General features: G+C 33.4%; 26 protein-coding genes and 1 tRNA gene. 9 read left to right on the plus strand and 18 right to left on the minus strand.

Going from position 1 to position 26,209, the window contains the following annotated elements:
* The first annotated feature begins 157 nt into the window (after positions 1-157).
* From AO058_RS17965 to AO058_RS17995, 7 genes are all read left to right on the plus strand, one after another.
* Positions 158-1,486 (plus strand): KAP family P-loop NTPase fold protein, encoded by a 1,329-nt coding sequence (locus AO058_RS17965; protein WP_075327790.1) that lies wholly within the window; start codon positions 158-160, stop codon positions 1,484-1,486.
* Between the two features lie 251 nt (positions 1,487-1,737).
* On the plus strand, positions 1,738-2,532 hold the full coding sequence (locus tag AO058_RS17970; RefSeq protein WP_075327791.1) for a cation transporter: 795 nt from the start codon (positions 1,738-1,740) through the stop codon (positions 2,530-2,532).
* 196 nt (positions 2,533-2,728) lie between these two features.
* Complete coding sequence (locus AO058_RS17975) at positions 2,729-3,205, plus strand: cupin domain-containing protein (RefSeq protein WP_075327792.1); 477 nt, start codon at positions 2,729-2,731, stop codon at positions 3,203-3,205.
* 208 nt (positions 3,206-3,413) lie between these two features.
* Entirely contained in the window at positions 3,414-3,881 is a 468-nt protein-coding gene (locus AO058_RS17980; RefSeq protein WP_075327793.1) for a DUF1905 domain-containing protein, read from the plus strand.
* 188 nt (positions 3,882-4,069) lie between these two features.
* On the plus strand, positions 4,070-4,591 hold the full coding sequence (locus AO058_RS17985; protein ID WP_075327794.1) for a GNAT family N-acetyltransferase: 522 nt from the start codon (positions 4,070-4,072) through the stop codon (positions 4,589-4,591).
* Positions 4,592-4,819: 228 nt separating this feature from the next.
* Positions 4,820-4,972 (plus strand): PLD nuclease N-terminal domain-containing protein, encoded by a 153-nt coding sequence (locus AO058_RS18970; protein WP_083634219.1) that lies wholly within the window; start codon positions 4,820-4,822, stop codon positions 4,970-4,972.
* Between the two features lie 41 nt (positions 4,973-5,013).
* The gene (locus AO058_RS17995; RefSeq protein WP_075327795.1) at positions 5,014-5,265 is read left to right on the plus strand and encodes a hypothetical protein; all 252 of its coding nucleotides are present in this window, start codon (positions 5,014-5,016) and stop codon (positions 5,263-5,265) included.
* 189 nt (positions 5,266-5,454) lie between these two features.
* Here the strand turns inward: AO058_RS17995 and AO058_RS18000 are convergent, their stop codons facing one another.
* Together AO058_RS18000 and AO058_RS18005 are read right to left on the minus strand one after the other, a co-directional pair.
* Entirely contained in the window at positions 5,455-5,844 is a 390-nt protein-coding gene (locus tag AO058_RS18000) for a hypothetical protein (protein ID WP_156858165.1), read from the minus strand.
* Positions 5,823-6,218 carry a hypothetical protein gene (locus AO058_RS18005; RefSeq protein ID WP_156858166.1) on the minus strand — a complete coding sequence of 132 codons (396 nt, stop codon included), beginning with the start codon at positions 6,216-6,218 and terminating at the stop codon, positions 5,823-5,825. Before AO058_RS18005 ends, AO058_RS18000 begins: the two co-directional genes overlap by 22 nt.
* Positions 6,219-6,662: 444 nt before the next feature.
* Here AO058_RS18005 and AO058_RS18010 point away from each other — a divergent pair, with 444 nt between their 5' ends.
* The gene (locus tag AO058_RS18010; protein WP_075327798.1) at positions 6,663-7,424 is read left to right on the plus strand and encodes a hypothetical protein; all 762 of its coding nucleotides are present in this window, start codon (positions 6,663-6,665) and stop codon (positions 7,422-7,424) included.
* A gap of 101 nt (positions 7,425-7,525) precedes the next feature.
* Here AO058_RS18010 and AO058_RS18015 read toward each other — a convergent pair whose 3' ends face one another.
* The 16 genes from AO058_RS18015 to AO058_RS18090 all read right to left on the minus strand — a co-directional run bounded on the left by AO058_RS18015 (position 7,526) and on the right by AO058_RS18090 (position 25,259).
* Complete coding sequence (locus tag AO058_RS18015) at positions 7,526-8,653, minus strand: hypothetical protein (protein WP_075327799.1); 1,128 nt, start codon at positions 8,651-8,653, stop codon at positions 7,526-7,528.
* Between the two features lie 267 nt (positions 8,654-8,920).
* Positions 8,921-9,577, minus strand: a complete 657-nt coding sequence (locus tag AO058_RS18020) for an ATPase (RefSeq protein ID WP_075327800.1) — start codon at positions 9,575-9,577, stop codon at positions 8,921-8,923.
* The gene (locus tag AO058_RS18025; RefSeq protein ID WP_075327801.1) at positions 9,561-10,268 is read right to left on the minus strand and encodes a hypothetical protein; all 708 of its coding nucleotides are present in this window, start codon (positions 10,266-10,268) and stop codon (positions 9,561-9,563) included. The genes AO058_RS18020 and AO058_RS18025 overlap by 17 nt, the downstream gene beginning before the upstream one ends.
* 2 nt (positions 10,269-10,270) lie before the next feature.
* Positions 10,271-10,549: a DNA-binding protein gene (locus AO058_RS18030; protein WP_075327802.1), complete on the minus strand. Its 279-nt coding sequence runs from the start codon at positions 10,547-10,549 to the stop codon at positions 10,271-10,273.
* A 263-nt stretch (positions 10,550-10,812) separates the two neighbouring features.
* Complete coding sequence (locus AO058_RS18035; RefSeq protein ID WP_075327803.1) at positions 10,813-11,634, minus strand: RteC domain-containing protein; 822 nt, start codon at positions 11,632-11,634, stop codon at positions 10,813-10,815.
* Positions 11,635-11,903: 269 nt separating this feature from the next.
* On the minus strand, positions 11,904-14,066 hold the full coding sequence (locus AO058_RS18040; RefSeq protein WP_083634220.1) for a prolyl oligopeptidase family serine peptidase: 2,163 nt from the start codon (positions 14,064-14,066) through the stop codon (positions 11,904-11,906).
* A gap of 268 nt (positions 14,067-14,334) precedes the next feature.
* Positions 14,335-16,011 (minus strand): helix-turn-helix domain-containing protein, encoded by a 1,677-nt coding sequence (locus AO058_RS18045; protein WP_198036125.1) that lies wholly within the window; start codon positions 16,009-16,011, stop codon positions 14,335-14,337.
* A 57-nt stretch (positions 16,012-16,068) separates the two neighbouring features.
* Positions 16,069-17,355, minus strand: a complete 1,287-nt coding sequence (locus AO058_RS18050) for an HlyD family efflux transporter periplasmic adaptor subunit (protein WP_075327806.1) — start codon at positions 17,353-17,355, stop codon at positions 16,069-16,071.
* A 4-nt stretch (positions 17,356-17,359) separates the two neighbouring features.
* On the minus strand, positions 17,360-19,546 hold the full coding sequence (locus tag AO058_RS18055) for a peptidase domain-containing ABC transporter (RefSeq protein ID WP_075327807.1): 2,187 nt from the start codon (positions 19,544-19,546) through the stop codon (positions 17,360-17,362).
* Between the two features lie 316 nt (positions 19,547-19,862).
* A complete protein-coding gene (locus AO058_RS18060) occupies positions 19,863-21,128 on the minus strand; it encodes a site-specific integrase (RefSeq protein ID WP_075328031.1) in 1,266 nt (421 codons plus the stop codon).
* A 235-nt stretch (positions 21,129-21,363) separates the two neighbouring features.
* A tRNA-Arg gene (locus tag AO058_RS18065) sits at positions 21,364-21,437 on the minus strand.
* Between the two features lie 88 nt (positions 21,438-21,525).
* The gene (locus tag AO058_RS18070) at positions 21,526-21,795 is read right to left on the minus strand and encodes an ATP-dependent Clp protease adaptor ClpS (RefSeq protein WP_075327808.1); all 270 of its coding nucleotides are present in this window, start codon (positions 21,793-21,795) and stop codon (positions 21,526-21,528) included.
* Between the two features lie 50 nt (positions 21,796-21,845).
* Complete coding sequence (gene prmA, locus AO058_RS18075) at positions 21,846-22,679, minus strand: 50S ribosomal protein L11 methyltransferase (protein ID WP_075327809.1); 834 nt, start codon at positions 22,677-22,679, stop codon at positions 21,846-21,848.
* Position 22,680: 1 nt separating this feature from the next.
* Positions 22,681-23,433 carry a triose-phosphate isomerase gene (gene tpiA / locus AO058_RS18080; RefSeq protein WP_075327810.1) on the minus strand — a complete coding sequence of 251 codons (753 nt, stop codon included), beginning with the start codon at positions 23,431-23,433 and terminating at the stop codon, positions 22,681-22,683.
* Positions 23,434-23,572: 139 nt separating this feature from the next.
* On the minus strand, positions 23,573-24,667 hold the full coding sequence (locus AO058_RS18085; RefSeq protein ID WP_075327811.1) for a BT_3928 family protein: 1,095 nt from the start codon (positions 24,665-24,667) through the stop codon (positions 23,573-23,575).
* Between the two features lie 46 nt (positions 24,668-24,713).
* Positions 24,714-25,259 (minus strand): DUF1599 domain-containing protein, encoded by a 546-nt coding sequence (locus AO058_RS18090; protein ID WP_075327812.1) that lies wholly within the window; start codon positions 25,257-25,259, stop codon positions 24,714-24,716.
* 121 nt (positions 25,260-25,380) lie between these two features.
* Here AO058_RS18090 and folP point away from each other — a divergent pair, with 121 nt between their 5' ends.
* Positions 25,381-26,205: a dihydropteroate synthase gene (folP, locus tag AO058_RS18095; protein WP_075327813.1), complete on the plus strand. Its 825-nt coding sequence runs from the start codon at positions 25,381-25,383 to the stop codon at positions 26,203-26,205.
* Positions 26,206-26,209: the final 4 nt, after the last annotated feature.

A 26,209-nucleotide genomic window follows, 5' to 3' on the forward strand; every position in this document is an offset into this window, starting at 1 on the left:
TCATAAAAGACCACCAAGAGACCAAATTAGGTCTCTTAAAATTAATTGAAGTTTCTTCCAGATGATTTGAAACCTATTTTTATCCGGGAAAGATTTGTGATAAATAGGTATATTGTGCGTGATATAACAAGTTGGGCACAAGCTTTAATGAAAACTGATGAACTATTTACCATTAACCGAATTCGAACAGGATAAATTAAGATTTAGAAACACTTCTAAGTCTATTGCGGACTTTTTGAATAAATTTCCGAATAACCAACCATATAGTATTGCAATTTATGGTGATTGGGGAAGTGGAAAATCTACAATGCTAAATTTTATTGAGAAGGATCTAAATGATAAAAATTTAGTTTTAAGATTCAATCCTTGGGAGATTTTAAATGAGGAAAATTTAGTTCCAACTCTTTTCGAGGAAATTGCATTTGCAATTGGAACTGATAAATATAAAAAGTTAAGAAAAAAATTATTTGAATATGGTAGAAAAATATGTACAACAGGAACAAAATTAGCAAGTAAACATTTTCTACAAAATAATGGTGTTGATGAAGATGCATCAGATACTATCGCGGATTTTAATTCAGAAGTGGTTGATTCATTATTCAATTCCAATTCCCCAAAACCTCTTTCCAAAAGAAAAAAAGAATTGGAGATAGAAATACAAAAATGGGCAGAGGAAGAAAATAAAAAATTAGTCATTTTTATTGATGAAGTAGATAGATTATTTCCTTCTGAAATGACGGAAATCTTTAAAATAATAAAAGCAACCATTTCGTTTCCTGGAGTTGTATTTGTAGTTGCAATGGATAAAAATTCCGTTATAGATTCACTAAAATCAGTAGGTATAACAAGACCAGACGAATATTTAATAAAACTGTTCCAGCAAAGATTTTATATCGATTGGAATTATCAGCTTAGGACTCTTTTTGAAGAAATTCTTATACCTAGCATACAAACTTTTGATGAGGATCCTAAAAACTCATTACTTCGAGCCATTAACGCATGCATATTTCAAAAGAAGGAAAATCAATTCTACTTAAAAGAAAGTGTACAATTCAGGGATACTTTAAGGACTGTCTATTATAATATTTATAATGAATTGAGAAGGCACCTATCGATTCCTCGAAACTTCATCAATTATTCTTACTATATAAAATCTAATTGGGAAGAATATTATTCAGAAATAAAAGATGATAAATTTGAAGAAACAAGAGATGATATCATAATTTTTCTAATATTAACATTAGCATATATTGAACCTAAATATGTCACTACAAATATTATTGGATCTCGGCATATACCAGATGAAATAAAAAATGGTATATCAAGTTTAACCAAACAAATTAGATTTAATTTATTCAATTCATTTTTTAATGAAAGTAGAACTTCCTCAAATGCTAATCCTGGGGCTTACCATATTCATTACGATGATCAAATTATAAGAAAGACTGTTCAAGTGATTAAAAGGTATCCTGATCATAGTAACTAAAAGCCAGTGCCCAACATCGGTTCACCGCAAATAACGGGCATTTGTAGAAAAAGGTTAATTTTAGAAACCAAGAAAGAAAATAACTAAGCCGACAAGTCCGCGTCCCTATTCCCGCAACTTGCGGTAACCGTAACCGTTGTAGCCAATGCGGACATTGAGCATTCAGGTTAAAAATCAAATTTCTAAACAAGAAAGTTCTCAAGTATAAATTCATAATTTATCTTGCAAAAGCTAGATAAATTTAAACCTCAATGAATAAGTCAATTTTCGAAATTTCAAAAATGGATTGTCCTTCAGAAGAAAATCTGATAAGGATGAAATTAGATGAAATCTCTAGTATTAAAAATCTTGATTTCGATATTCCGAATAGAAAATTAACAGTATTTCACGAAGGTGAAATTCAATCTATAGAAGAATCATTAAACGGACTAAAATTAGGAACTAAAAAAATTAAGACGGAACAAACCGACCAAACTGAATTCAAAGAAAATTCTCAACAAAAGAAATTACTTTGGTCTGTACTAGTAATAAATTTTGCATTTTTTATAATAGAAATGACAACTGGCTTAATCTCAAAATCTATGGGGTTAGTTGCAGATAGTTTAGATATGCTAGCAGATTCTTTTGTTTATGGAATTAGTCTTTTTGCTGTAGGAGGTTCAATCGTAAAAAAGAAAAAAATTGCCAATTTAGCTGGTTATTTCCAAATTTTATTAGCGCTAATTGGATTTGCAGAAGTTCTAAGAAGGTTTTTTGGAAATGAAAAACTGCCTGATTTTTCAACAATGATAATTGTTTCAATTTTAGCATTAATTGCAAATGGAATTTGTTTATACCTGCTTCAAAAATCTAAAAGTAAAAAGGAAGCTCATATGAAAGCGAGTATGATTTTCACCTCAAATGATATAATAATAAATGTAGGTGTTATAATTGCTGCTTTACTAGCCAATTGGTTAAATTCAAGTAAACCAGATTTAATTATTGGAACAATCGTATTCATTCTCGTAATTCAAGGTGCTATAAGAATTTTAAAAATTGGTAGGTAGCCGCACTGGCAACAAGTCGGTTAATCGCCAATAAGCGGCAGCGTTAGAAAGAAAATAAGTATCTTGACCCACAAACTAGGTCTAAGCCGACCAGTCCGCGTCCCTACTCCCGTTACTTGTCCAAAATTGTAACCGTTGTACGAATGCATTCAGGCATGTAAGAACAATAAGAAGAATAAAATTTTAAAAGTAAATTATGAAAAATTCAATTTTCACACTGATATTTTTAGCCCCCTTATTTCTATTTTCACAAAGTTCTGATTATAATGTTTCTTCATATCAAACCGAGGGTACAAAAGCACCAAATACTCATTACATTGGAGAAGCTTGGTTAAATCCAATAATTCACGACGACTCTGAATTAGGTTATAACATAACAAAAGCAACTTTTAAAGCTAACTCAACATTAGATTGGCATAAGCATAGTTCAGTGCAAGTTTTAGTTATTGTAGATGGCGATGCATATTATCAAGAAAGAGGAAAAAAACCTATAATTTTAAAAGAAGGTGATGTAATTAGGTGCGAGAAAAATACAGAACATTGGCACTCATCTACAAAAGATAGTGATGTTACATATTTAGCATTCTATAGTGGAGAAAAACCAACAGAATGGACAGAAGTCTTGACCCAAGAATATTATGACAAGGTTCCTGAATTGCTAAATAAGAACTGATTATCCCCAACAAATATTATAAGTACAGAAGGCATAGATAATGCCAGCATAAAACAGCGTTCATCTCAAGTTACGGACATTGTAGGAAAAGCTTAATTTTAGGAACCAGGAAAGAAAAAAACTAATCCGACAAGTCCGTGTCCATACTTCCGCAAATTATGATAACCCAACCGTTACCTTCAATTTCAGAAAAAATATAAATTACAGAATGAAAAAAATTGTCGATAAACAAAAGCTTGAATTGATCTATAAAAGCGGAAACGGAGCTTGGACATACCATATTGTCATACCAAATACAGCCGATATAGATGGAACTTGGGGTTCGCTAAAAGTTTCTGGTTTACTTGATGATTACGAGTTGAAAGAAATGAATTTGGCACCACGGAAAGAAGAAGATAAAATGATTTCAATAAACGAAGAAATAAGAAAAGCAATAGGCAAATCTGGTGGAGACACAGTTACCGTTACCCTGTATCTTCATACACATGATAGAATTAATAAAAAATCTGAAATTTTCAAATGTTTTGAAGATGCAAGTGTAAAGGATTCGTTCAAATCATTAAATAAAGATGAACAAAAAGAAATTATGGATGATATCATTTCGAAAACTACAGAAGCCAAACAAATTGAGCAAATAAACCACTATATCAACATTTTACTCAATAAGAATAACTAGGCTTTGGATTAAATACTGCAGCTAACAAAATTCATTACAAATTTAAAAGTGTGTTTTTAAAATTTAATTAAACTCACGAAAAATTTAGGTGTAAGCCTACAACGCCGGGGTAACAACTCTACCAGATGGTGATGGGTCCTGGGATATAAAACAAGTATTTTTGATAAAAATTTATAGTAAGAAGAAAAATGGAAAATATTGAAATTGAAAAGGTTACTCTTAAAGATACAGATCAACTGCGGGATATAGGAATAAAAACATTTGAAGATACATTTGGTGCTCAAAACTCTTCAGCTTTTATGGCAGAATATTTAAAAAAAAGTTTCTCCAAAGAAAAAGTAAGTGGTGAAATATCTGATGAAAATTCAGAAATTTATTTTGCTAAAATTGATAAAAGAATTGTTGGATATCTTAAAGTAAATTTTGATCAATCACAAACAGAATTAAATGATCAGAATGCTTTAGAAATTGAACGCATCTACGTATTAAAAGAATTTTTAGGTAAAAAGATTGGTCAAGCACTTTATAAAAAAGCAATTGATATCGCTAAACAGAAAAACCTTCATTATGTTTGGCTAGGGGTATGGGAAGAAAATCCAAGAGCAATTCGATTTTATGAAAAAAACGGATTTCTAAAATTCGATGAACATATTTTTGATTTAGGTGGAGATAAACAAACTGATATTTTAATGAAGAAAAACTTGCGTTAAAGCCTACAATGGCAGCATCTAACAGCGGTTTTAGCAAATAGCGGGTTTAGCCGAAAAAGTGTAATTTAGAAAACTAATAAAGTAAACGGTAAGGCGACAACTTCGCGTCCCTCTTCCCGCTACTCTAAAACCGTAACTTTAGCCACAAGCATCAGAAAAATTCAATTGAAAGAAAATGACTGAAATACTTATAATTCTACTATTTACACTAACAATAATTCTTTGGATATGGCTTTAATTGATATTTATAAGTCACATTTCAAAAATGAAAACTTTAGAATTATATGGTTTATTGCAGTAATAATTTTTCCCATTTTAGGTTCTATAATATATTTCCAGTTTAAAAATAAAATGACTACCAAACAAAGAAGAAAATTTTAACCAAATTTCAGAAATCAATAAATAAAAGCTAACTATTCATAATGAGTGAATTTATAGGATTTGTTGTAATAGAGATAATATTCAACTTTATAGGTGCGGTAATAAGATGGTGGTTTGGAACCATTGGGAGAACAATTAAAAATAAACCAAAACATAAATTTACAGAGTATTTAAACGGACCGAAAAATCCAGATCATTTTGACAATCAAGCCCACGGAACAAATAATGTTATTATTGGCGTAGTCTCTACAATAGTCATCATTTTATTAGTGGTTCTAGTAGAAAGATTATAGTTAATTACGAGCGCAGCTATTTAAGCTGGTTAATCACTAATATGAGACAGCTTTAATAAAAAAATAATTAACTTGAGCAACAAACCAAAACTAAGCCGACAAGTTCATGTTTCCTTCTCCCTTAAGATACGATAAGTGGAGAACGTTATTTAAATTCCTTCAGCTTTCTACTTCTCTTAAATAGATTGATTAAAGGTTTTTAAATGCAAAAGATATAAATAATGCTACACCCACAAGAAAGGAAAAAATTGTTATAATAGCAGGTAGTTGTATATTTAAACTGTAGACGTCTATTTTTTTCTTTTTATTCTCATCTTTAGTTGTAGACAAAGAGTGTAGACTCCCTATAATTGAAAAAATTGTAATTATTCCAAAAAGAATAGAAGTCCCAAGGATTATCCAACTCCATTTCAACGTACATATTGCTGAAATTTCATCTTTTAAAATATCTTTTAAAAATGTAATAGTAAATGCAATTATTCCTGTAGATAAACTAATTATAAGTTTAATGGCATTATGAGCATATTCAAAAGATTTTTCTTTTTCCATCGCCACATCTATTCCAATTCTCTTCGGCAAAAAGGCCACATAGGACAAAGTTTAATCAGAATTCTTTTTATATCGGATTCTTTAATTATATTATTGAATTCTTCATCCTTTTCCTTTTCCTTAATAACCATATTTAAAAGATATTCCACCCTATCTTGGAAAAGTGCTTTTCTTTGATCTAAAGTTTTATGACTTATAGACCACCATTCATCATTCGTGTCGAAATTTTCATGTTTATAATCATCAATTAAACCGGCATTTCCCATTCCATTCCAAATTAGATCTCTTAAATAACCATCATCTTTAATTTCAAAATTGGATTCCGTTATTAATCTAATTGCTGAGTCTAAGTATTCGTTGTCATCATCAAGAAAAATTGCTCCTGAATCAGCTTTTTTATTCAAGGCCATAAAATTTATATTATGATTTAATATACTACAGTAACTGCTTCTGAAAGAAATACTTATTTAGAGTTAAATAAATAGAATAATGCAAGTTAGTTTTTAGAATGCAAAAAGATTATAATGGATTTCCCCCTTTCTTATTTTAAATATATATTACCAACCGAATAAGATTTTTTTGTTTTTGTTCGGTCTTTTATAATTAGGTAAAAGCAATGCAATAAACGGTTAGTTAGCCATTAGTGAATTCTTTCTTCCAGATTAATAAATATCATCGACATATTGAAAAATATATATGCTGGGTAAGCACATGGACTAAGGAAAATAATATAGTTTTAAATTAAATTCTATATTTTAGGACTCTAAATTTACCCTGGTTAAACCAATCTTGCACTACCCTACACGCTACTTATTTTAACCTTAACCGTGACAGTAGAAATATTTAATATGAAAATTTACGCACAGAATTTATTACATAGATTGGAAAGATTTAGTATTCAACTAGATAAAGTTGAACTATTCGTAAATAAACCCTGGGTTTTAATTGATCAAGATAATAACTATCAAAAATATATCTTTAAAAGAGATGGAGAGTTGGTAATGTCACTAAATGGGAAAGTTCAAGTTGGAAAATGGGAATTTATCGGTGCTGCAAATTCTTTACTAATTGATAGAATTGTTGATAAGTTACTATTAAATCAATTATACACAGATGAAGGTGTAATGGCTCTAAAATGTGATGGTTTCAATAATGACTATTTCATTTTAGCAAACGAAACAATTATTCCAGATTTAAATATTGAAAATTATTTAAGAAAAATTGAGCATAAAAAATTTAATGTTATTTCTGGAAGATTAATTACTGGTGGAACATTAGAAATTTTCTTAGAAAATAATGAAGAACCTAAAATTGGAATGAGAGCCACCTTAGAAGGTGAAGAAATAGAGTATGATCTAGTTAGAACAAAAAAAACAAATACTCTTTATGAAATTAAACAGAGTAGAATTATAAGAATATCTTACCCAAAAGTGTACTATCTAAATGAATTGAATACTATAAGAATCGAAAGGCAAAATATTACAGAGATTTCGAAAGGAGATTATGCTTACCTTAATAACAAACCAATTCCTGATGGCAAATTTAAAATTGGATTTATGAGATATATTAAAACAATAAACGGAGTAATTCAAAAGACTTCTAGTTTTTAATATTAGCTTGTAAGCGAGTAAATGGCCCAATCCTCCTGAGGGAATGCGCCTCTCACATCAACATCGTATGGATCTCGTATATGGCGTTTCGTAAACAATCCCTACCAACTTAAATCCACCCAAATTGCTGGATGCTCACTGGCCGCGTGAGCTTTACAATGTATACTTGGATATACCCACCACATGGGCCGTTTATCCGGCCAGATGCCTTTACGGTTTAATCCGCTGCTTTTAACTTTATCAAAAAGTTCAGGGGATAAAAGCAGGTAATCTTTTTGCTTGATATTTACTCCCATCCGGTAAGCTCCAAGACTGTAATAGCCAGCATCTTTTCCTTTGTCGAAATCCACATTAAAGGATGGATGCTTGGTGACTAACTTTAAATTGGTTCTTTGCAATAAAGGAGCAAGGGAATTACAATATGAAACGGTATTGAGCGTACCCATTACCGCAATATGCTTTTTACCCTCTGCATATAATTTATGATATACTTCAGCAATTTTTTCGGTCTGTGCCTTTCTTATAGCATCTGAATGTACATTATACTCTGTTTGCTCCTGTAAATGTGTAGTGAGGATGCACAGTGAATTACCTCTGGCAGTAAGTATTTCATATTCCATCAGGTCTTTATCGAAAACAATTTCTCTACGAAAATTTAAATCATAAATATGGCTTCGCATTGATTGAATCTCGTAACCTTTACGGGTAAGAATACCTATTTCCTGACCGCGTTTGCTATTTCCTTGCATTACACAAGTTTTTTGGAATGGTCTGCAACCAAACCGGGAAAGAAACTCATCATTAAACTCTTCAAGAGATGCACGGTCTTCAATCTCCTGGAGAACTAAAATATCAGGATTCACATCGGCGATTACCCTAGCTTTATTTACTATAGCTATTGGGTCCAATGGATAATTCTGAAGTGCTACCCAGCCGTTCCAATCAGTCAATTCTGAAGCTTTTAATTCCTTTGAGTAATTCTTCCCCTTTAAAAAAAGAAAGCCGGTTTTTCGCCTTAAAACAGCATATGGTAGTTGATTACATTTATCAATACCGACTAAACAAGCTAATTCCCTTATCCGATCATTATCTTGAATTGACTTAAAAGGCTTTTCCAATAGTTGATCTACCTCCATTTCCCATTCCTTTTTGTTTTTATTGAATGGCTTTTCCAAAAAACTTCTGTCCCGATGGAATAAATTCTGAATATTAAATGTGGCTATCTTCATTTTCCAAATACTTTGTTATTTAGAAAAATATAATTAAATCACTTGAATTCCACCAGGTTACATCATTTTGTGAATAAAATTAAATTTGTACTTATTTGAGCTATTTTGATCTCAAATGAGATAAAATTTTATGAAATTCTCGAATTGAGTTGTTAATAAGTTTTAGGGCAGATGGAAAGTTGAAGGTTAAAAACGTCAGATTTGTGATTTTGAAGTTGTAAAATTGAGTATTTGAATACTTAGGCAAAAGTATAATTAAGATTTTTTCTATTTCCTCTTATCAATAGTTTTTTCATCAAATGAGATCAGGTTAAAAAGTTCGCGCATTCTACTCCTAACCCTCGAGCCATAGCGTTCTTCAAGTTCACCGGCATTTAAATTTGTTGTAGCGTGGGTTCTAACTTTATGATTCAAAAACAATTCATAACGGGAAAGGAGAATTTCGCCCATAACATTGCAATCTTTTCCGTAAAACCTGCCTTCTGGCTCAACCCCTAGATCATCAAAACATAGATAGCTGCTGTTCCCATAATCCTCAATTGTTTTATAGCCAAGATGATGAAAGGCAAAAGCGATATTTCTGCAGGGAATTACCTGATATTCTTTTTGGTGCGGTACCAGGTAGCGTAATAATTTTAGAAAACTTGTTTTTCCACAACCTACCGGACCTGTTAATAAAATTCCTTTGGCAGGATCGAGTTCAAATTTTTGACATTTTTCCTTATCTGCGATGATGTAATTGCAAAGCTTGAAAAGTAATTTTTCATCTTTTTTATACAGGTGAAAATCTTTACCAAAAAGGATTTTTCCTTTTATTTGCAGGTATTCGAGCATAAGAGGAAAATCATACAAAACTTCTTTTTCCTTAAATCTCCCGATCTTGTACACCACGCCGCCTTCAATTATTTCACAAGGGTTCTCCATAGTTTTTATTTTTTTTTATTTTTAAATGATCTGGATTTTTTGATTTTATATTCTGCTGGATCTCCTCGGCTTTTTTGATCCAACGCTTAGCTAAAGCCTGCCAGTTTACAACCTGAGTATTTCTATTAATTTTCCAACCAACAGCCTCATAGTGGAGATAGAACTTAGAAGCTTCATTATCTGGCCAACCATTCTTTTTAAAAAAATTCAAAACTTCTAATTCACTTTTTGGCCAATAAGTTTTATTCTGTTTAATATGTTTAATATTGTTTATTTCATATACCGGAGCTATTTCGCTACTCTTTCCGGACTCTTCTGCAACCTGTTCTAAAAAAGTCTCAAACTTATCCAGGTCATTTACACTACAAATTGAATGCTCATATTCTGCTTGTTCATCACTAGTCCAAAAAATGGATATCTTAACCTGGCTACCTTTTAAGGGGTTTTTAGAAGGCATATACAAAATGTAATTCCAATCACTTAGTTCTCTAATGCATTTATGGTAGGTTGAAAGTGAACCAACCTTTGAAGCTTCCATAATTTCCTGCCTTTGTATATAGAATTGCTTACAGAACCTAAATACGTTCCAATAATGGAATAAAGCATAATAAATACTCACGTGTGAAGGATTGAGCCGGCTATCCTCATTGAAGCGATAAAAAATCGCGGTAAGGTGTTTTATGTAATTCATAATTAATCACTATTATCTACCCTAAATTCATCCATAACTCGTTGTATATCTTCCCATTCATAGAAAATCGTACCTCCTATTTTTGTGTAAGGCAGATTCCCGTTAATTCGTATATTCTGTAAAGTTCCCCAACTAATATTAAGTAGTTTTCTCACTTCCCCTGATTTCACGTACCTTTTATGTTTTCCTTTAGACTGCTCATTAAAAAGTCTTTTAAGCTCATCGAATAACTCCAGCTTAAAAATCATTAGATCATCAGTAGTAATTATTTCTTTTGCCATTTTTAAAAAGTTTTAGTTTAAAATCCCACCGATGGTTATACTTTTTTACACGGCGGGATTTTGTTGATTTGACTTCTAGGCAAATTTGAGTAGCTTTAGGAAATTAATTTCACTATGTCTACCGGACTACGAGATAATTTAACACTTCCTGTAAATAGTAATATTTGGGAGCTTTACCGCGGAAAATAAATGGCAATAAATTAAAAAAGTAACTAAATATTGACAGAAAAATAGTTTTCGGAGTTACGTTCACCTACCGAAAATTATAGCTCATTTTCACGGTTCATTTTTTGTTCAAAATTCCAGGTGATTTCGTCCAAAAATTTGGTGATTCTACCTTTCCTACCCTTAATTTCAGAAAGCTTCTTATAGCAATTGCCCAACTTTTGATTAAAAATCACTTCAAAAAGGGAAACGATATCAATAATATTTGCAGAACCATTATTAATAGCTCCTGAGAAATGTAATGCATAAATGAGCTCAATAAGGTCCACTTTGGAGGCCGTCCAATGTAGATCGTGTTTATTGATATATTCAAATTGTGGGTGATCTAATAATTCCATTTGTCTCTGTAGAAACGGAAGCAGTCTTTTGTAGGCTCTTAAATAAGCTAAAAGAATATCGTGAGAAGTATTGAATTCAGGATCCCAATATAGCGAAGTATCATAGTGTGACACTTCATTTTGAAATTTCCGGGTAAAATAAAATTTATCCATACTGGTTTGTTCCAGATCAATATATAGCTGAAATTTCCTGTTACGTTGAAAAAACTTATTAATCTTTTTAATCTTCCTGGATAAATATTTCCTTTTGTATTTAACCGATGAAGTTGATTCAAGTTCAATCGTTCGAAGGCTTGTATAGTAAATAAGCTGACTAAGAGGAATTTGCTTTTCCTCCTTAAAAAACTTAATTTCATCAGAAGATGAATTAAATTTGAAGTTTCTAATATTCTTTCGGTAGTTTTCAAGAACTTCTCGGCAGTATTTTATAACCCTATTGAATGCATTTAGTCTAGAGGGTGAAGATTCCTCTATTTTTGAAATTTCTTTCAAAAGTTCTTCCGATGTTATTAGAAAATTCACCTCTTATGTTATAAACCATTCATTAAATTTCAGGCAAAAGAGGTTAGGATAAAAATTGGAAGGATTTCGGTTTATAAATCAAAATACTACATTTATAAACCAATATTATTAAGAAGTGCTTGCTGAATTATTCCTTTTATTAATAAATAAGTTCATTTATAAATGAATATAAATTTTTAAGCTATCGAACATAGCGAACAAAAATATTTGGAAGATGGGAAAGTGTGAAGCCAGATTGATCATGGCTATTAAAAGGATTGGGGAGTTGCTTAGTGATACTGTCTCATGTTACTCCTGGCAAAACTAAAAATTTTACTATAAAGCATCACGGTCTCATCGTTACCCTGGCCTTCGTGACCATAGCGGTAATCAATATCCATTAAAATGGGTGTTTCTTCCCCTGAAATGCTTTGTAATTTAGCTATATACTTACCGCTATCCCACAAAGGAATTCGGTCATCTTGAGATGCTGGCAGTATTAAAGTCGGTGGATATTTATTCTCCGAATTCAGATTGAAGTAGGAATCCATTTTAACCAGGCCTGCAAACCCCAGGCTGTCCTTTACAGTTCCATATTCTAAATAACTTGTACTACTGGCCGTAGCAGATGATTCCAGACCTAAAGGATTTAATCTAGGCACTTCAGCTATGTATGAAGAAAAAAGATCTGGACGTTCATTTACGGCCATACCTGCAGTAATTCCACCTGCACTGTATGTATATAATGAAATTAATCCTCTTTTGGTAAAACCTTTATCGATTAGTGCTTCAGTACAAGAAATAAGATCTCTCCAAGAATTATGCTTTAATGTTTTCTGACCCTGAATATGCCATTCTTTTCCCTTTTCTCCACCTCCTCTTACGTGAGGAAAAGCAAGAATACCTCCCTGGGCTGCCCAGTCCAAAATAATAGGATAGAAAAATGGACTTAAACTTTCTCCATAAGCTCCATAAACATAGATAAATACCTCATTCTGTGAATTTAGCAAGTTGGGGTCATAAATTAAAGATAATGGCACCTCTACCCCATCATGACCTTCAACCATTATTTGCTCTGCAATAAGATTTTCAAATTCAGGATAGAAGGTTTCTGTTTTCAATCCTTCTTTCTGTAAAATTTTATCTTCTGCAATAATGAACCTGGTATAGTTTGATATCCATCCATCTAATTCTATTCCAATATGATTAGTTTTTACTGATCCCCCAAAAAATGTGACATACCCCGGTACAAAAGGTGTTTTTAATTTGGTTATATTCTTTTCCTTATCAATTTTCCAGAGACTAACTTCAACACCTAACTTAGATTTTGAGTAATATATATGATCCTTAGTAACATTAAATTGGGTAATTGGATTTTCTTTAGTTCCTTCGGCAAGTACCTCTGGATTATTAAAGTTGGGAGAATGGAATTGGATACGGCTTATTTGATTTCCGGTGTTATTTCCCTGCCGGAAAATAAATTCCTCACCCCTAACTTCTCCTTCAGTGGTATACACTTTCTGCTCTACATTAAAAAAAGGAATCCAATTAGCATTTCCTGATACTATATCTGAAACTTTAGCAAAATATGCGTCATAGTAATCATTGGAAGTAGCAGAATATCCAATGATATATTTATCCTGACTGGAACCAATTTTTACTTTTGGATAAAAATCTGCAGGGATATTAACTGTGTTACTATTCCCAAAAACTTTCATCTTTTTAGCAGGTATATTCCCTAATGTATGAAGAACAGAATAAGAATTCTTTTTATAGTCCGGTTTATTTTGATCTACTACTGGAAAATAGAGATAAATAAAACCCGAGCTATCAGGCAACCATTCAATCCCCCCAAATGATGGATTAATATTGGTGATCACTTCACTATAAAACTTCTTGTTTTTTACATCAAATATTCTAACTCGAGATGAAAAATTTTCATCGGATTGATATCCAATGGCAATTTTATCTCCATCGAATGAGGGTTCTAGATAAGTCACCTCTGTTATATCATCATAATTTCCAGGATCAAAAAGTTCCACCTCATCTGCTGAGAGATTTTTTTTAAAATATAATTTATCTGTACCAGATATATGATCATATTTTATGTAAAAATAGTTTCCTTCTTCATTCACTTTAATCATACTGATTGTTCCGTTCTCACGATTCTGATATTCTTCAAATTTTTCCTGATAATCTTGCAAAAGATCATTTTTAGAAAAATACTCTTCCGCTAGAGAGTCCTGGGCTTTTAACCATTGGTCTATTTTTGGGTCTTCAAGATTATTCAAGTTGGAATAGTCATCTGAAAGTGAAAAACCAAATTCATTTATGATCCTCACTTGCTTAGAAAGAGATGGGTAATAAGAATGAGTAAAGTTCTGTTGACCAAAAGAAATGGTTAATGATACTAAGCTCAAACATAGGATTAGGAGATGATCTTTGTTTTTCATTACTCTAAATTTTGAAAAGCCCGGAACAGTCCGGGCTCATTTTAATTAAAACAGATAGTTTCTACTTACCCGGCTTAGGCCGTCTCACCTTGTCGCGATCAATTACAGGGTTTCCCCCTCCTTTAATTTTTTCTAAATTCTTTAAAGCTCTTCCCTGGTAATCTTTTAATGTTTTTTTCATGATTGAAATTTTAATGGTTAATAAATATTTGTTTGCTACTAAATAACTACATCAGACAACAATTAGCAACATAGACATACCTTCCATTTATAAATGACCGTCAACTTTTCGTAAGTTCAACTCCTTTATGAATTTTGAAGGATATATACCGGTGTTCTTATAAAAAGCTTTAGAAAAAGATTCACTTGTTTTAAATCCAAACACTTCAGCTAATCCCTGATTACTAAATCTCAAAAGACTATGATCATTATTTAACATCTGGACTGCTTTTGCTATCCGAATATCTTTAAGGTAATTAGGAAATGTTTTGCCTTTATATGAATTGATAATTACAGAAAGGTAAGAAGTATTTGTCTCCAGTTCCTGCGCTAGCGTAGACATATCTAATTCCTTATCTAAAAATCTTTCCGAGTTTTCGAATTTTTCCAGTTTATTTAAAATATCTTTCCTAATATCTTCAGGTACAGAACTTGGATGGGTACTAACTGGTTGCTCACTTATTATTTTTTTTCTTACTATCCCTTCTTCGAGTAAAACTTTCAACTTTCTTTGTATTCGAATTGTTCTAACGAAGAAGAATATTCCAGTAAAGCCTCCTAAACCGGCCAATAATCCAACTCCGGTTATAATTGTTTTCTTATTTTCAAGCTGTGCTTCTGCCTCTCGCTTTTGATGTTTTAAGTAAGGTATATCATAAGATGCCATAGCTGCATTTATAACATTTTCCTGCTTTGTGGAGTGTAAACTATCGTAGGCAATTAATTTCCCGATATATTCTATCTGCCCATGTTTATCATCTTTGTCTATTGAGTTAAGAATTAGTTCATGATAAACATCTTTAACCTCGGGAAAAGGATCTCCCGTTGCGGTAACTATGGAATCAATTTCTTTAAAATATTTGATGGAAAGATTTTTATTATTCAGTTTATCCTCAATTTTACCTAGATAATATAATTTTATTGCTTTGCTGGTTCCATCCAGAGAGCCATTATATTTAAGGAGGGTATCCCTTGCTTTATCATAAGAACTATCATAATAATTAATTTGTGCATCTAAAAGAATAAAATCCTGAAAATTAGAATCATCCCTTAACTTTGAGGTTAATTTAATACCCTGATTAGCATAGAACCTAGCTGAATCTATTGACTGCAATCGAAGATGTGTTAGGGTGAGATTAAACAGCAATAAGGTGTAATCATCGTAATGTTGCGTCTCAAAATTCTCTTCGTTCTTCAATAATTTTAAATATTTATTGTAAAGTTCAACCGCGGCGTAATGTTGTCCGTACAGATTTCTAATTGCGGCTATTGCAAGAGCAAATTCCCTTTGCTGATCAACATTTTCTTTTGTTAAAGCGAGATTATATGCTTTTAGGTAATTGGTAAGTGCAACCTGGAAATTTCCAGATTCGTAATGGAGATGTCCTTTAAGTGCATACCCAATCGCGGGATAATTGGGATGGGTACTCTCTTTAGTAATCTTAATTATAGAATCTGCATATACCAATGCAGGAATAGTTTTTTCTAAAGTTGTTTTATAATAATAAGCTCTGGCCTTTTCAATATTATTCTTCTCAATTGAAGCTTTTCGCATATGAATCTTAATTAATAAGCCTAGAGCAGCAGTGTCTTCGTCTATTAATGCCTCATACTCAAGATCATGAATTTCCTCATAGGATAATTTTGTCGATACTTTCTCATTTCTCTTTTTAAGATTATCCTGAGAATATCCGGAAATAGAAACCATTACATTTGATGCTAACATTAAGCCAACCAAGATTAATTTATATGTCCTCGGGATTTGTGCCATACTTAAATTGAATTAGGTTGTCCAAAGCTGACGAAACTGGTAAAAAATGCGCTTAAGTAAAGTGACTTCTTCAAGCACTATTTCTGCGGTTCCTATTAATTCTTGATGGAGAATTAGCTCCTTTCCATAGGATGTCACTAAACTATCCACATCTAAATAAACAATATATGCTGGCACTTCACCTCTGCTGGGAACCTCCGAGATCGAATTAACGCTAGCTTTTATCATTCCCCATTCCCTGTATGGATAATTGTCTAGCTTTAAATACACCTTTTGCCCCTTATTGATCTGACCTGAATTTTGAACAGGAACGATACATTTACCTAGCAGATCTTTTCTCATAAAAGGAACAATGGTAAACACTACATCGCCTTCTTCAACATTCTGATGTACTCCCCAAACCTGATTATAAGAAAGCCTACCTGCAACGGGACTTTTTATAATATTTTTATCCTCCCACTCTGAAATCTCATTAAGAAGATTTTGCTTTGCAAAAACCAATTCCGCCTCCTGAAGGCTTAATTTTCTTTCTTCAGAAGATCTTAATATTTCAAGATCGCTTTTCGCCCTGCTCTTGTCGGCCTGTAACTGAATCATCTGCTGTTTCAGTAAAGAGTATTGTCGATTCTTCTCGGTAAATTCCAACTCAACCTTTTCCAAATCAAATTTTGAGATCACTCCTTTTTCAAATAATTGTCGATGGCGATTTATATTTTCAGTTGAAATAGAAAGACTGTTTTCCATCAATTGAAACTCCTCCTCTTTAGAATTTAAAATTGATTTCTGGTTATTAATATTTTGGAGTAAGCCTTGCTCCATTATTTGGTTATGGCCAAGTGTATTTTCTAAGATAAGGTTGTGATATTCTTCTAAAAACCTATTGTATGCTGCCTGTAAGGAAGTTCCCAGACTTAAGTTTACCGGAAATTCGATTAATAATGCTTCCAGTGATAATACCTTTAGAAAATCCTTCCCTAATCTTTCTTTTAGGAAAGTTATATCTTTTTGGCTTGCAGGATTATCAAGTACTGCAACAATATCTCCTGCTACTATTGAGTCTCCGGGTTTATAATAAATAGCAGAAAGCTTTCCGTCTCTTTTCACTTTAATTTCAACAGGAGGGTTCTTTGAAGTAAGAGTTACAGATCCCTTTACAACCTGATTAAAAGAAATAATGCCGGCCAGAATTAACACTAGAAAGAAGAATACAAACATATAGGCCGTACCTCGGCGTAGTAAATAACCGGGTTCAATATTCAAGGGGTTACTCCCGCTGCTATTATATTTCCTATTTTCCACCTTCTCAAATCTTTAGTTGATATTTAATCAGGTTATGGTAAACACCTTTATTTTGAATTAAATCCTGGTGATTCCCCCGTTCTACAATCTCACCCTTGTTCATAACCAGTATTTGATCAGCAGTCATTACAGTGGATAGCCTATGTGCAATAATCACAACAGTTCTGTTTTTATAAAAAGAATTTAAATTGTCAGTAATAATTTTTTCGTTTTCTGAATCCAGGGAGCTGGTGGCCTCATCAAGAAATAAAAAATCTGGATTTTTATAAATTGCCCTTGCCAGTAATATCCTCTGTCTTTCCCCGCCACTAAGGAGTTGCCCATTTTCACCAATCTTTGTTTGGTACCCAAGAGGCAGTTTCTCAATAAATTCATTTAGATTAACCATTTCCACAGCTTTGCGTAGCGAGTTTCGGTCTACTGGTATATCTGGTTGTGATTCTGTAATATTCCTTTCAATGGTATCGTTAAAAAGACAACCATCCTGCATTACCACTCCACATCTACTTCTCCAAAAAGATGTATTAATATCACGAAGATCTTCATCTCCAACTTTCAAAGTACCTTTCCAGGGTTTATAAAATTTCAGAAGCAGTTTTAACAGAGTTGTCTTTCCTGAACCGCTTGAACCAACAATTGCAGTAATCTTCCCCTTAGGGATAGTAATATTCAGTTCATTTAGCAATGGAGGTAAGGAAGGGGTTCCATATCCGAAACTTAGATTCCTTATGTTAAGATCTCCAGTGGGTAGGTTATTCTCATAGCCCCTTCTGTTATCTTCAGGTGTTTGATTATGGACTTCAGACAACCTGTCAAAAGAGAGTCTGGCGCTCTGATAATCTGTAAGAAAATTGATGATATTTGAAATAGGTAAAGATAAAGAGCCGATAATAAATTGGATAGCCAGCATAGCCCCCAATGTAATTTGCCCTGTGATTACAGCCTTTGCAGACCAGAATATTATCAAAATATTGATTAATTCATTTAGAAATAATCCACCTTTAATTTGAGCCTGCCCTACGCTTAAAATCTTTGATTTGATCCTGAACAGACTATTCTGGTTAAGTTTCCACTCCCCCTTTCTCCTGTTCTCAGAATTGTTTAATTTAATTTCGGAAACAGCTAAAATAATCTGCAGAAATAGGGATTGGTCTTTCCTGTTAAGGTCAAAAAGCTGGTTATCCAGAATTTCCTTTTTCTTCATAAATAATAGTGACCAACCGAAAAATAAAGAAGTTCCGGTTAAGAAGATTAGTGCTATATGAATATGGAAGTAAGACAGTACTATTCCGAATACCAAAATAGAAAAGATATCAAAAGGGATATTTAATCCACGGCCTGTTAGAAACTCGTCTATCCTTTGATGATCATAGATTCTCTGCATAAAATCACCGGTGTTTTTTGATTCAAAATACTCTACAGGAAGACTTAGTAGTTTCCCCAAGAAATCTGAAAGCATCTGAATATTTACTCGGGTACTTATATATAACAGTATCCAATCCCTGATCACTTCTGACGCGGATCGGGTTAGAAATAGAAAGAACTGTGATAGTAAAATAAGATTGATAAAACCAAAATCTTCATAATTAATTCCGTAATCCACCAGGCTCTGAGTAAGGAAAGGAAGCATTAACTGAATAGTGGCAGCAATTACTAAACCCAGGAATAACTGGTTTATATATCTTCTGTAAGGTTTAAGATAATCAAGCAGAAATCCCAGACTATTTTTCTTGTCCATTTCCGGAGGTTCTTCGTCAAGGAAGTGATCAGTGGGTTCTACAAGAAGAAGAACACCCTGATTTTTCTCCGTCTCGGCCCATTTGCTGATGAATTCACTATGGCGGTATTTCAACTTGCCATAGGCCGGGTCAGAAACATAAATGAACCTGTGGTTAACCTTATAAATAATTATAAAATGATTCCCATCCCAATGTGCCATAGCTGGAAGAGGTACTTCTGAAATTAATTCCTGAAAATTCACTTTAATCCCGACAGATTCTATCCCCAATTTACTAAATGCTTCGGAAATCCCGCCTAAAGAAGCGCCATCCCTTTGTAGAAAAGAGATTTGCCTTAGATATTCCAGATCATATTTTCTTCCAAAGAATTCAGTAAGCATCTTTAAACAAGATGGACCGCAATCCATTTGATCCAGTTGGCGATACACGGGAAAATCGGCAGTCCTAAACATAACAAATGAAACTAAATTGAATTAAATTTAATTTGGAATTGAATAGGTTTCTTCTCAAACACTCGTTGATTTATAAATCACGGGCACTTTGAATGGAATATAGGGAGCATCCATTCTTTAAACTTACAAGCTGTAGTAGAGATACTATTGAGAAAATTCTTTTTTGCCTTCCAATCGATTGGGCAGCAGTAAATTAAGAAATAAAATAATATGTTTGAGATTTATTTTTATACTAAAATAAAAATTTTAAAAAATCGCCAAATGATAAAAAAAGGAGGCAAAACTATAAACGATATTGCCCCCTTTTATTTGCTCTTCAAGATGCAAAATTTGAATTTTGAGTGGAATCTTCAACTTTCTTCTGTTTCAGAATTCCACGTAAAGCATTCATATCCTGACTAATCTTGTTTTCTAAAACTCTAGCATAAATTTGAGTTGTAGAAATTTTGGTATGTCCTAAGAGTTTAGAAACTGTTTCTATTGGTACACCATTACTTAAAGTAACCGTAGTTGCAAAGGTATGTCTAGCCATATGAAAGGTCAAATTCTTCTTTATTCCGCATAGAATAGCTACTTCTTTTAAGTAAACGTTTAATTTCTCATTAGTGATTTTAGGTAATAAGGTTCCTGAGATTACGGTCATAGGATGATCTTCGTATTTCTTTATCAATTCTAAAACAGGATCTAATAAAGGTACTTTAATTGGTGTATTGGTTTTTTGCCTTTTTGAAATAATCCATTTATCCCCGTCAATTCCCATCGAAATATTATTTGCAGTAAGTTTTTTAATATCCACATAGCTGATACCAGTGTAACAACTAAAGACAAACAAATCCCGAACGCGATCAAGTCTTTCTACTGGGAACTCATAAGTTTCTAAATTTGACAACTCGCCAACGGATAAAAACTCTCGATCTTTTTTCTCAAAAGTATTTTTCCATCGTCTAAAAGGATCTTTATCTATCCATTCCATATTAAACGCTAGTGTAACCATTTTCCGCAAACGCTGAATATGTTTCATAATAGTATTATGCCCCATAGCTTTTGGATGCCGTTTTGGATAGTAAGAACCCAGAAAATCTTCAAAATCACAGAGAAACTTATAGTTCAATTCTCTTAGATATATATCAGATGTGTTTTTTTCTTTCTTTAAAAATTTGTGGATATAACCTTCAGTTATTTTGAAATTTTTAATAGTCCCAGGAGTTAAGGTATGTTCTATTTTTCTGGAATGATAATCTATAAGATCCTGAAGTGATTTAGAGTTCTCATCCTCTCCTAGATAAGTAGCTTTAATTAGCTGGGCAGTAATTTTTTTACCCGTTAAATTCAAATCCTGATAACATTGGAAAATTCGGGCTTTTGCAGAATCCAAATAATGATTTAACTGTTTTGCCTCTGAAGAAGTTCCCTTTACCTTCTTTTTCGAAGAATCCCATAAATCAAATGAAATTTTACGCTTTAAACTGACAAGAACCCTTCTTTGGTTAACAGTTATCCTCGCATAGATAATTCCCTGGTTGACTTTTTCATTTGCGGGTTTCACCCAAAAATGTACTGAAAATGTGTTTTTAGTTCGCATTGCTGTCATCTTTAAATTAAACATTTAATATTCAGATGAAGTCAAATCAACAATACAAGTTCAAATATAAGCTTTTACCTTAAATGTAACCTTAGGTTACATTTGAAAATTAAGGTAACCTTTTAGTTCTCATTTCAATTTAAATAATATCAAATAAAATGAAAACCTAAAACCTAAAAAACCGCGCTAATCATAAGATTTGCGCGGTTTTGATAAGATTTGTGAATCTTAGAAGTGACCTTGCCAGGATTCAAACCTGGAACCTCCTGAGCCGTAATCAGGTGCGCTATTCAGTTGCGCCACAAGGCCATTAAAATATCGCTTTTCCTAGGTGGTTAAGCGGCTGCAAATATATTATTATTTTTATAATCTGAAAAGAATCTTCAAGTTTTTTGATCTAAATTATCTCTGCACTTAATCCTTCTTCCAGTAATTTTGAACATCTGGGTTTTAAATCATCAAAAGAACCGGTTTTTACAATACATTTTCCTTTGTAATGAACCAGGATAGCACATTGTTCTGCCTGCACAGGAGTATGCTCGCAGGCATAGATTAAAGTTTCTATTACGTGATCAAAAGTATTGTAATCGTCATTATAAAGTACGATCTCATTCTCCTTCTGCGTAGTGGTTTTTACTTCTTCTAATACTTCTTCTTTAGTACTCATCGTCATTTACAATTTTAAAGCTTCAAATATACAAATTATCTATAAAATGCTTACTCTGAAAACTTTACAGCAACCCAATTACTTCTTTCAATATGTTCTATATAATTTAAACCTAATTTCTGGCAGGCTTCTGTTATCACCGGGATATCCTCTTCGTAAAATCCGCTTAAAAAAAGATTTCCACCTTTTATAAGGCAATCTTTATAAATTGGAAGATCTCTAAGTAGAATGTTCCTGTTAATATTAGCAAGAATCATATCATATTTTCTATCCTGTAATAATTCGGCGCCGCCCTCTTCTACATTAATATTATCGCAATCATTTCTACCCACATTTTCCAGGGTGTTTTGGTAACACCAATTGTCGATATCTATGGCATCTACAAACTTTGCCCCTTTCATACTTGCCAGAATCGCTAAAACGCCGGTTCCACAGCCCATATCGAGTACTGCTTTATCATTCCAGTCGTTTTTTAGAATATGTTGAATCATCATATGTGTGGTAGCGTGATGCCCGGTGCCAAAAGACATTTTTGGCTCAATCACGATATCAAATTCTGTATCGGGTTCTGGATGAAATGGCGCCCTAACACTACAAATATCGTCTACCATAATGGGGCTGAAATTCTTTTCCCATTCTTCATTCCAATTTACCTGCTCAATTTCTCCTTTGGAATAGGTAATTTGAAATTCATTCGATTGTAAAATATGAACCCCTGCCAAAAGATCATCTTCATATTCTTCGGCAGGGATATAGGCTGTAAGGCCGTCCTCTTCTTCCACAAAACTCTCAAAACCCAAATAGCCAAGCTCTGCCACCAGTATTTCTGAAGCAGGCTGAAGCGGCTCTATTTTAAACTTGAATTCGAGATAATTGGAAGACATATTAAAAGGCGTTTATAATTTCAACAAAATCTACAGCTTTAAGACTGGCACCACCAATAAGGCCGCCGTCCACATCTTCTTTTGCAAAGATCTCTTTAGCGTTCGCTGGTTTTACACTTCCTCCATAAAGGATAGAAACATTTTGTGCAATCTCATCATTAAATTTCTCTACAATGTTTTTTCTTATAAAAGCATGCATTTCCTGCGCTTGCTCCGGGGAAGCAGTTTCTCCAGTTCCAATGGCCCATACAGGTTCGTAAGCCAAGACCACATTTTTCCAGTCTGAATCTGAAATCTGGTATAAACTCTCCCGAAGCTGTTTCGCTACAAGATCAAAATGTTTATCGCTCTTTCTATCGGCCAGTTCTTCACCAAAACAAAAGATAATTCTCATCTCGTTTTTAAGGGCGGCATTTACTTTTTCGGCAAGAATATCATTAGTTTCTCCAAAATGCGCACGGCGCTCACTATGACCTAAAATTACGGTATCTACACCAATACTTTTAAGCATTTTTGCCGAAACTTCTCCGGTATAAGCTCCATTTTCTGCCTGGTGCATATTTTGCGCCACAACCTGTACCGGGGTATCTTTTAAACCCTGAAAAGCCGAATATAAATTAGTAAAAGCAGGTGCCACCATCACCTCAGCCTGCGGCTCTTTTACCAATTGCATTTTTAAATGTGAAAGCAGTTCTTGCGTTTCAGCAAGATCGTTATTCATTTTCCAGTTTCCGGCTACTATTTTTTTTCTCATAATTTCTTAGTTGATTTTATTTATTTCCGCGGAAAAAATCCGCACACCTACAAATATATTGATAAGAATAAACATAGCTGCGCCCAAGCCGAATGAAGATTGGCTTTTTACCAATATTTTAAAAAAACTTAAGGATGATTTATAATTTTATATCCTCAGCATCAAACCAATGCTTTTTCTGGGTAATTGTGCCGCTCTTTAAAACCAAAAGTCCGGGATTAGACCTCACAATTGTCTGTAAAACTTTTTTATCTACCTGGTAAAATTCAAAATCGAGTTTGAATTTATTGATAATTTTTTCCTGATCTGCATCATTTGAAGCAGTTAAACCAACTACTTTATAACCTTTTTCATCAGCTTCAGCCGCAAGTTTTTGTATAGCTTTAAATCCTTCCTGCTCGGTATGTGAGAGATCATAGGCCACCACCATAAAAAGTTTTTCAGCGTTAAGAATTTGAATGGTCATAACCTCGCCATCTTTTTCTATTTCAAAATCCTGAATTGGCGGGACATAACCTTCTTCTACCATAGTAGTTTGCACTTCAACAAATTCACCTTCCTGGTTGGGGTAACTTCCATCTGTAGTTACGTTTACCTCTTCGCCATTATGAAGAAACGTCCATTCGTATTCATAAACCGCTTTTTGAGCATCTTCGGGAACTTCCATTAACTCCGGAATATTATTTCCAATTTTATAAGCTCTAAAATCAAGAACCGGTAAGTGCATCAGAACGTGATAGCAAAACCAAAAGGAAAGCATAAAAGACAAAAAGATAATCCAACGGTGAGAAATTGGGTGTAAAACCGGGGTGATCAATTTTCGATTAAAAAATAGAATTAATATGAAAATGAGTAAAATCACGTCTTTTATAAAAGACTGCCAGGGTGTTAGCGGGATGGCATCGCCAAAGCACCCACAATCTGTCACCTTATTGAAATAAGCCGAATAAAACGTAAGAAACGTAAAGAAAACGATCATTAACAGCAGGCTCCAAACGGTGAACTTAGGCAGGTAGCCTATTAAAATCATTATTCCTACTACCAATTCAAAAACCACTAAAATAATGGCAATTACCAAAGAGTAGGGCACCAAAAATTCCAGTCCCAAAACTTCCGGGCTAAAATATTCCTGGAGTTTGTAAGAAAATCCCAGCGGATCGTTGAGTTTTATAAATCCTGAAAAAATAAATAATACACCAACCAGTACTCTGGAAATTCCTACTAATAATTTCATTCTGTTTTATTTAAATAATGCTTTATCTGCTTAAAAGTTACAAAAACTAGTTTTCCTTTTCGGTCATTAAAACCATTGCAAAAATTGAATAGTTAATCATATCCTGGTAATTCGCATCAATCCCTTCACTCACTAGGGTTTGCCCTTTATTATCTTCAATTTGCTTCACCCTTAACAATTTCTGAATAATAAGATCGGTCAAAGAGCTAACCCGCATATCTCGCCAGGCCTCGCCATAATCGTGATTTTTATTCATCATCAAAGCTTTGGTTTCAGCTATTTTTTCGTCATAAAGTTCTGAAGCTTCTTCTACCCCAAGATCGGGTTGGGCGACCACACCTTTTTCTAACTGAATTAAAGCCATTACCGAGTAATTGATGATCCCGATAAATTCAGATTTTTCGTCTTCATCTACTTTTCTCACTTCATTTTCCTGAAGTTTCCTTATTCTCTGGGCTTTAATAAAAATCTGGTCGGTAAGTGACGGCAGCCTAAGAATTCTCCAGGCGCTTCCATAATCTTTCATCTTATTAATAAACAGGCTGCGGCAGGTAGCCACCACCGCGTCATACTGTTCTGAGGTATTCTGCATAAAAGAGATCTAATTTGCGTAAATTTCGTGCAAATATTTTAGATACTAAAACTGCATTTTATAAATTCTGAAGTAAGCTTTAAAAACCATCGCTTTTCAACTTCAGAAAAACAGATAAAAAATGACCATAAATTGTAAAGGTGAACTTATAGATCTTAGCAGCCCAAAAGTAATGGGAATTATTAATGCTACCCCGAATTCCTTTTATGCTGAAAGCCGAAAAACTTCGGAAACCGAAATCCTAAAGCAAGTAGAGCAAATGCTGAAAGATGGCGCCGATTTTATTGACGTTGGTGGTTATAGCACTCCGCCGGGCGCACCTAAAGTGGAAGAACCTGAGGAATTGAAACGTGTTTTACCCGCAGTAGAAAAAATTCTGAAGCATTTTCCGGAAACATTAATTTCCGTAGATACTTTTAGAGCAAGTGTAGCCGAAAAAAGCATTGAAGCAGGAGCCGCAATAATCAATGATATTGCAGCCGGCAGCCTTGATCCCGGAATGATGAAAACCGTGGCAAAATACCAGGTCCCTTATATTATGATGCATATGCGGGGCACACCGCAAACTATGAAAGAACTGAATCAATACGACGATCTTGTTCAGGATATATTATTTTATTTTTCAGAAAAAATAAATACAGCAAGAACGTTGGGAATTAACGATCTTATTGTAGATCCCGGCTTCGGCTTTGCAAAAAATATTAGTCAGAATTTTGAATTGCTTTCTAAATTGGAACTTTTTAAAACTTTAGAGCTTCCCATTTTAGCCGGACTTTCACGAAAATCCTTAATCTATAAAACTTTAAATACTTCAGCGCAGGAAGCTATCAATGGCACAACCTTTTTAAATACCATCGCTTTAAGCAAAGGCGCTTCCATTTTACGGGTGCACGATGTGAAAGAAGCGATAGAATGCACTAAATTATACGCAGAACTTAATAAGTAGCTGC

The organism is Salegentibacter sp. T436, assembly GCF_001932675.1.
Taxonomy (GTDB): Bacteria; Bacteroidota; Bacteroidia; order Flavobacteriales; family Flavobacteriaceae; genus Salegentibacter; species Salegentibacter agarivorans.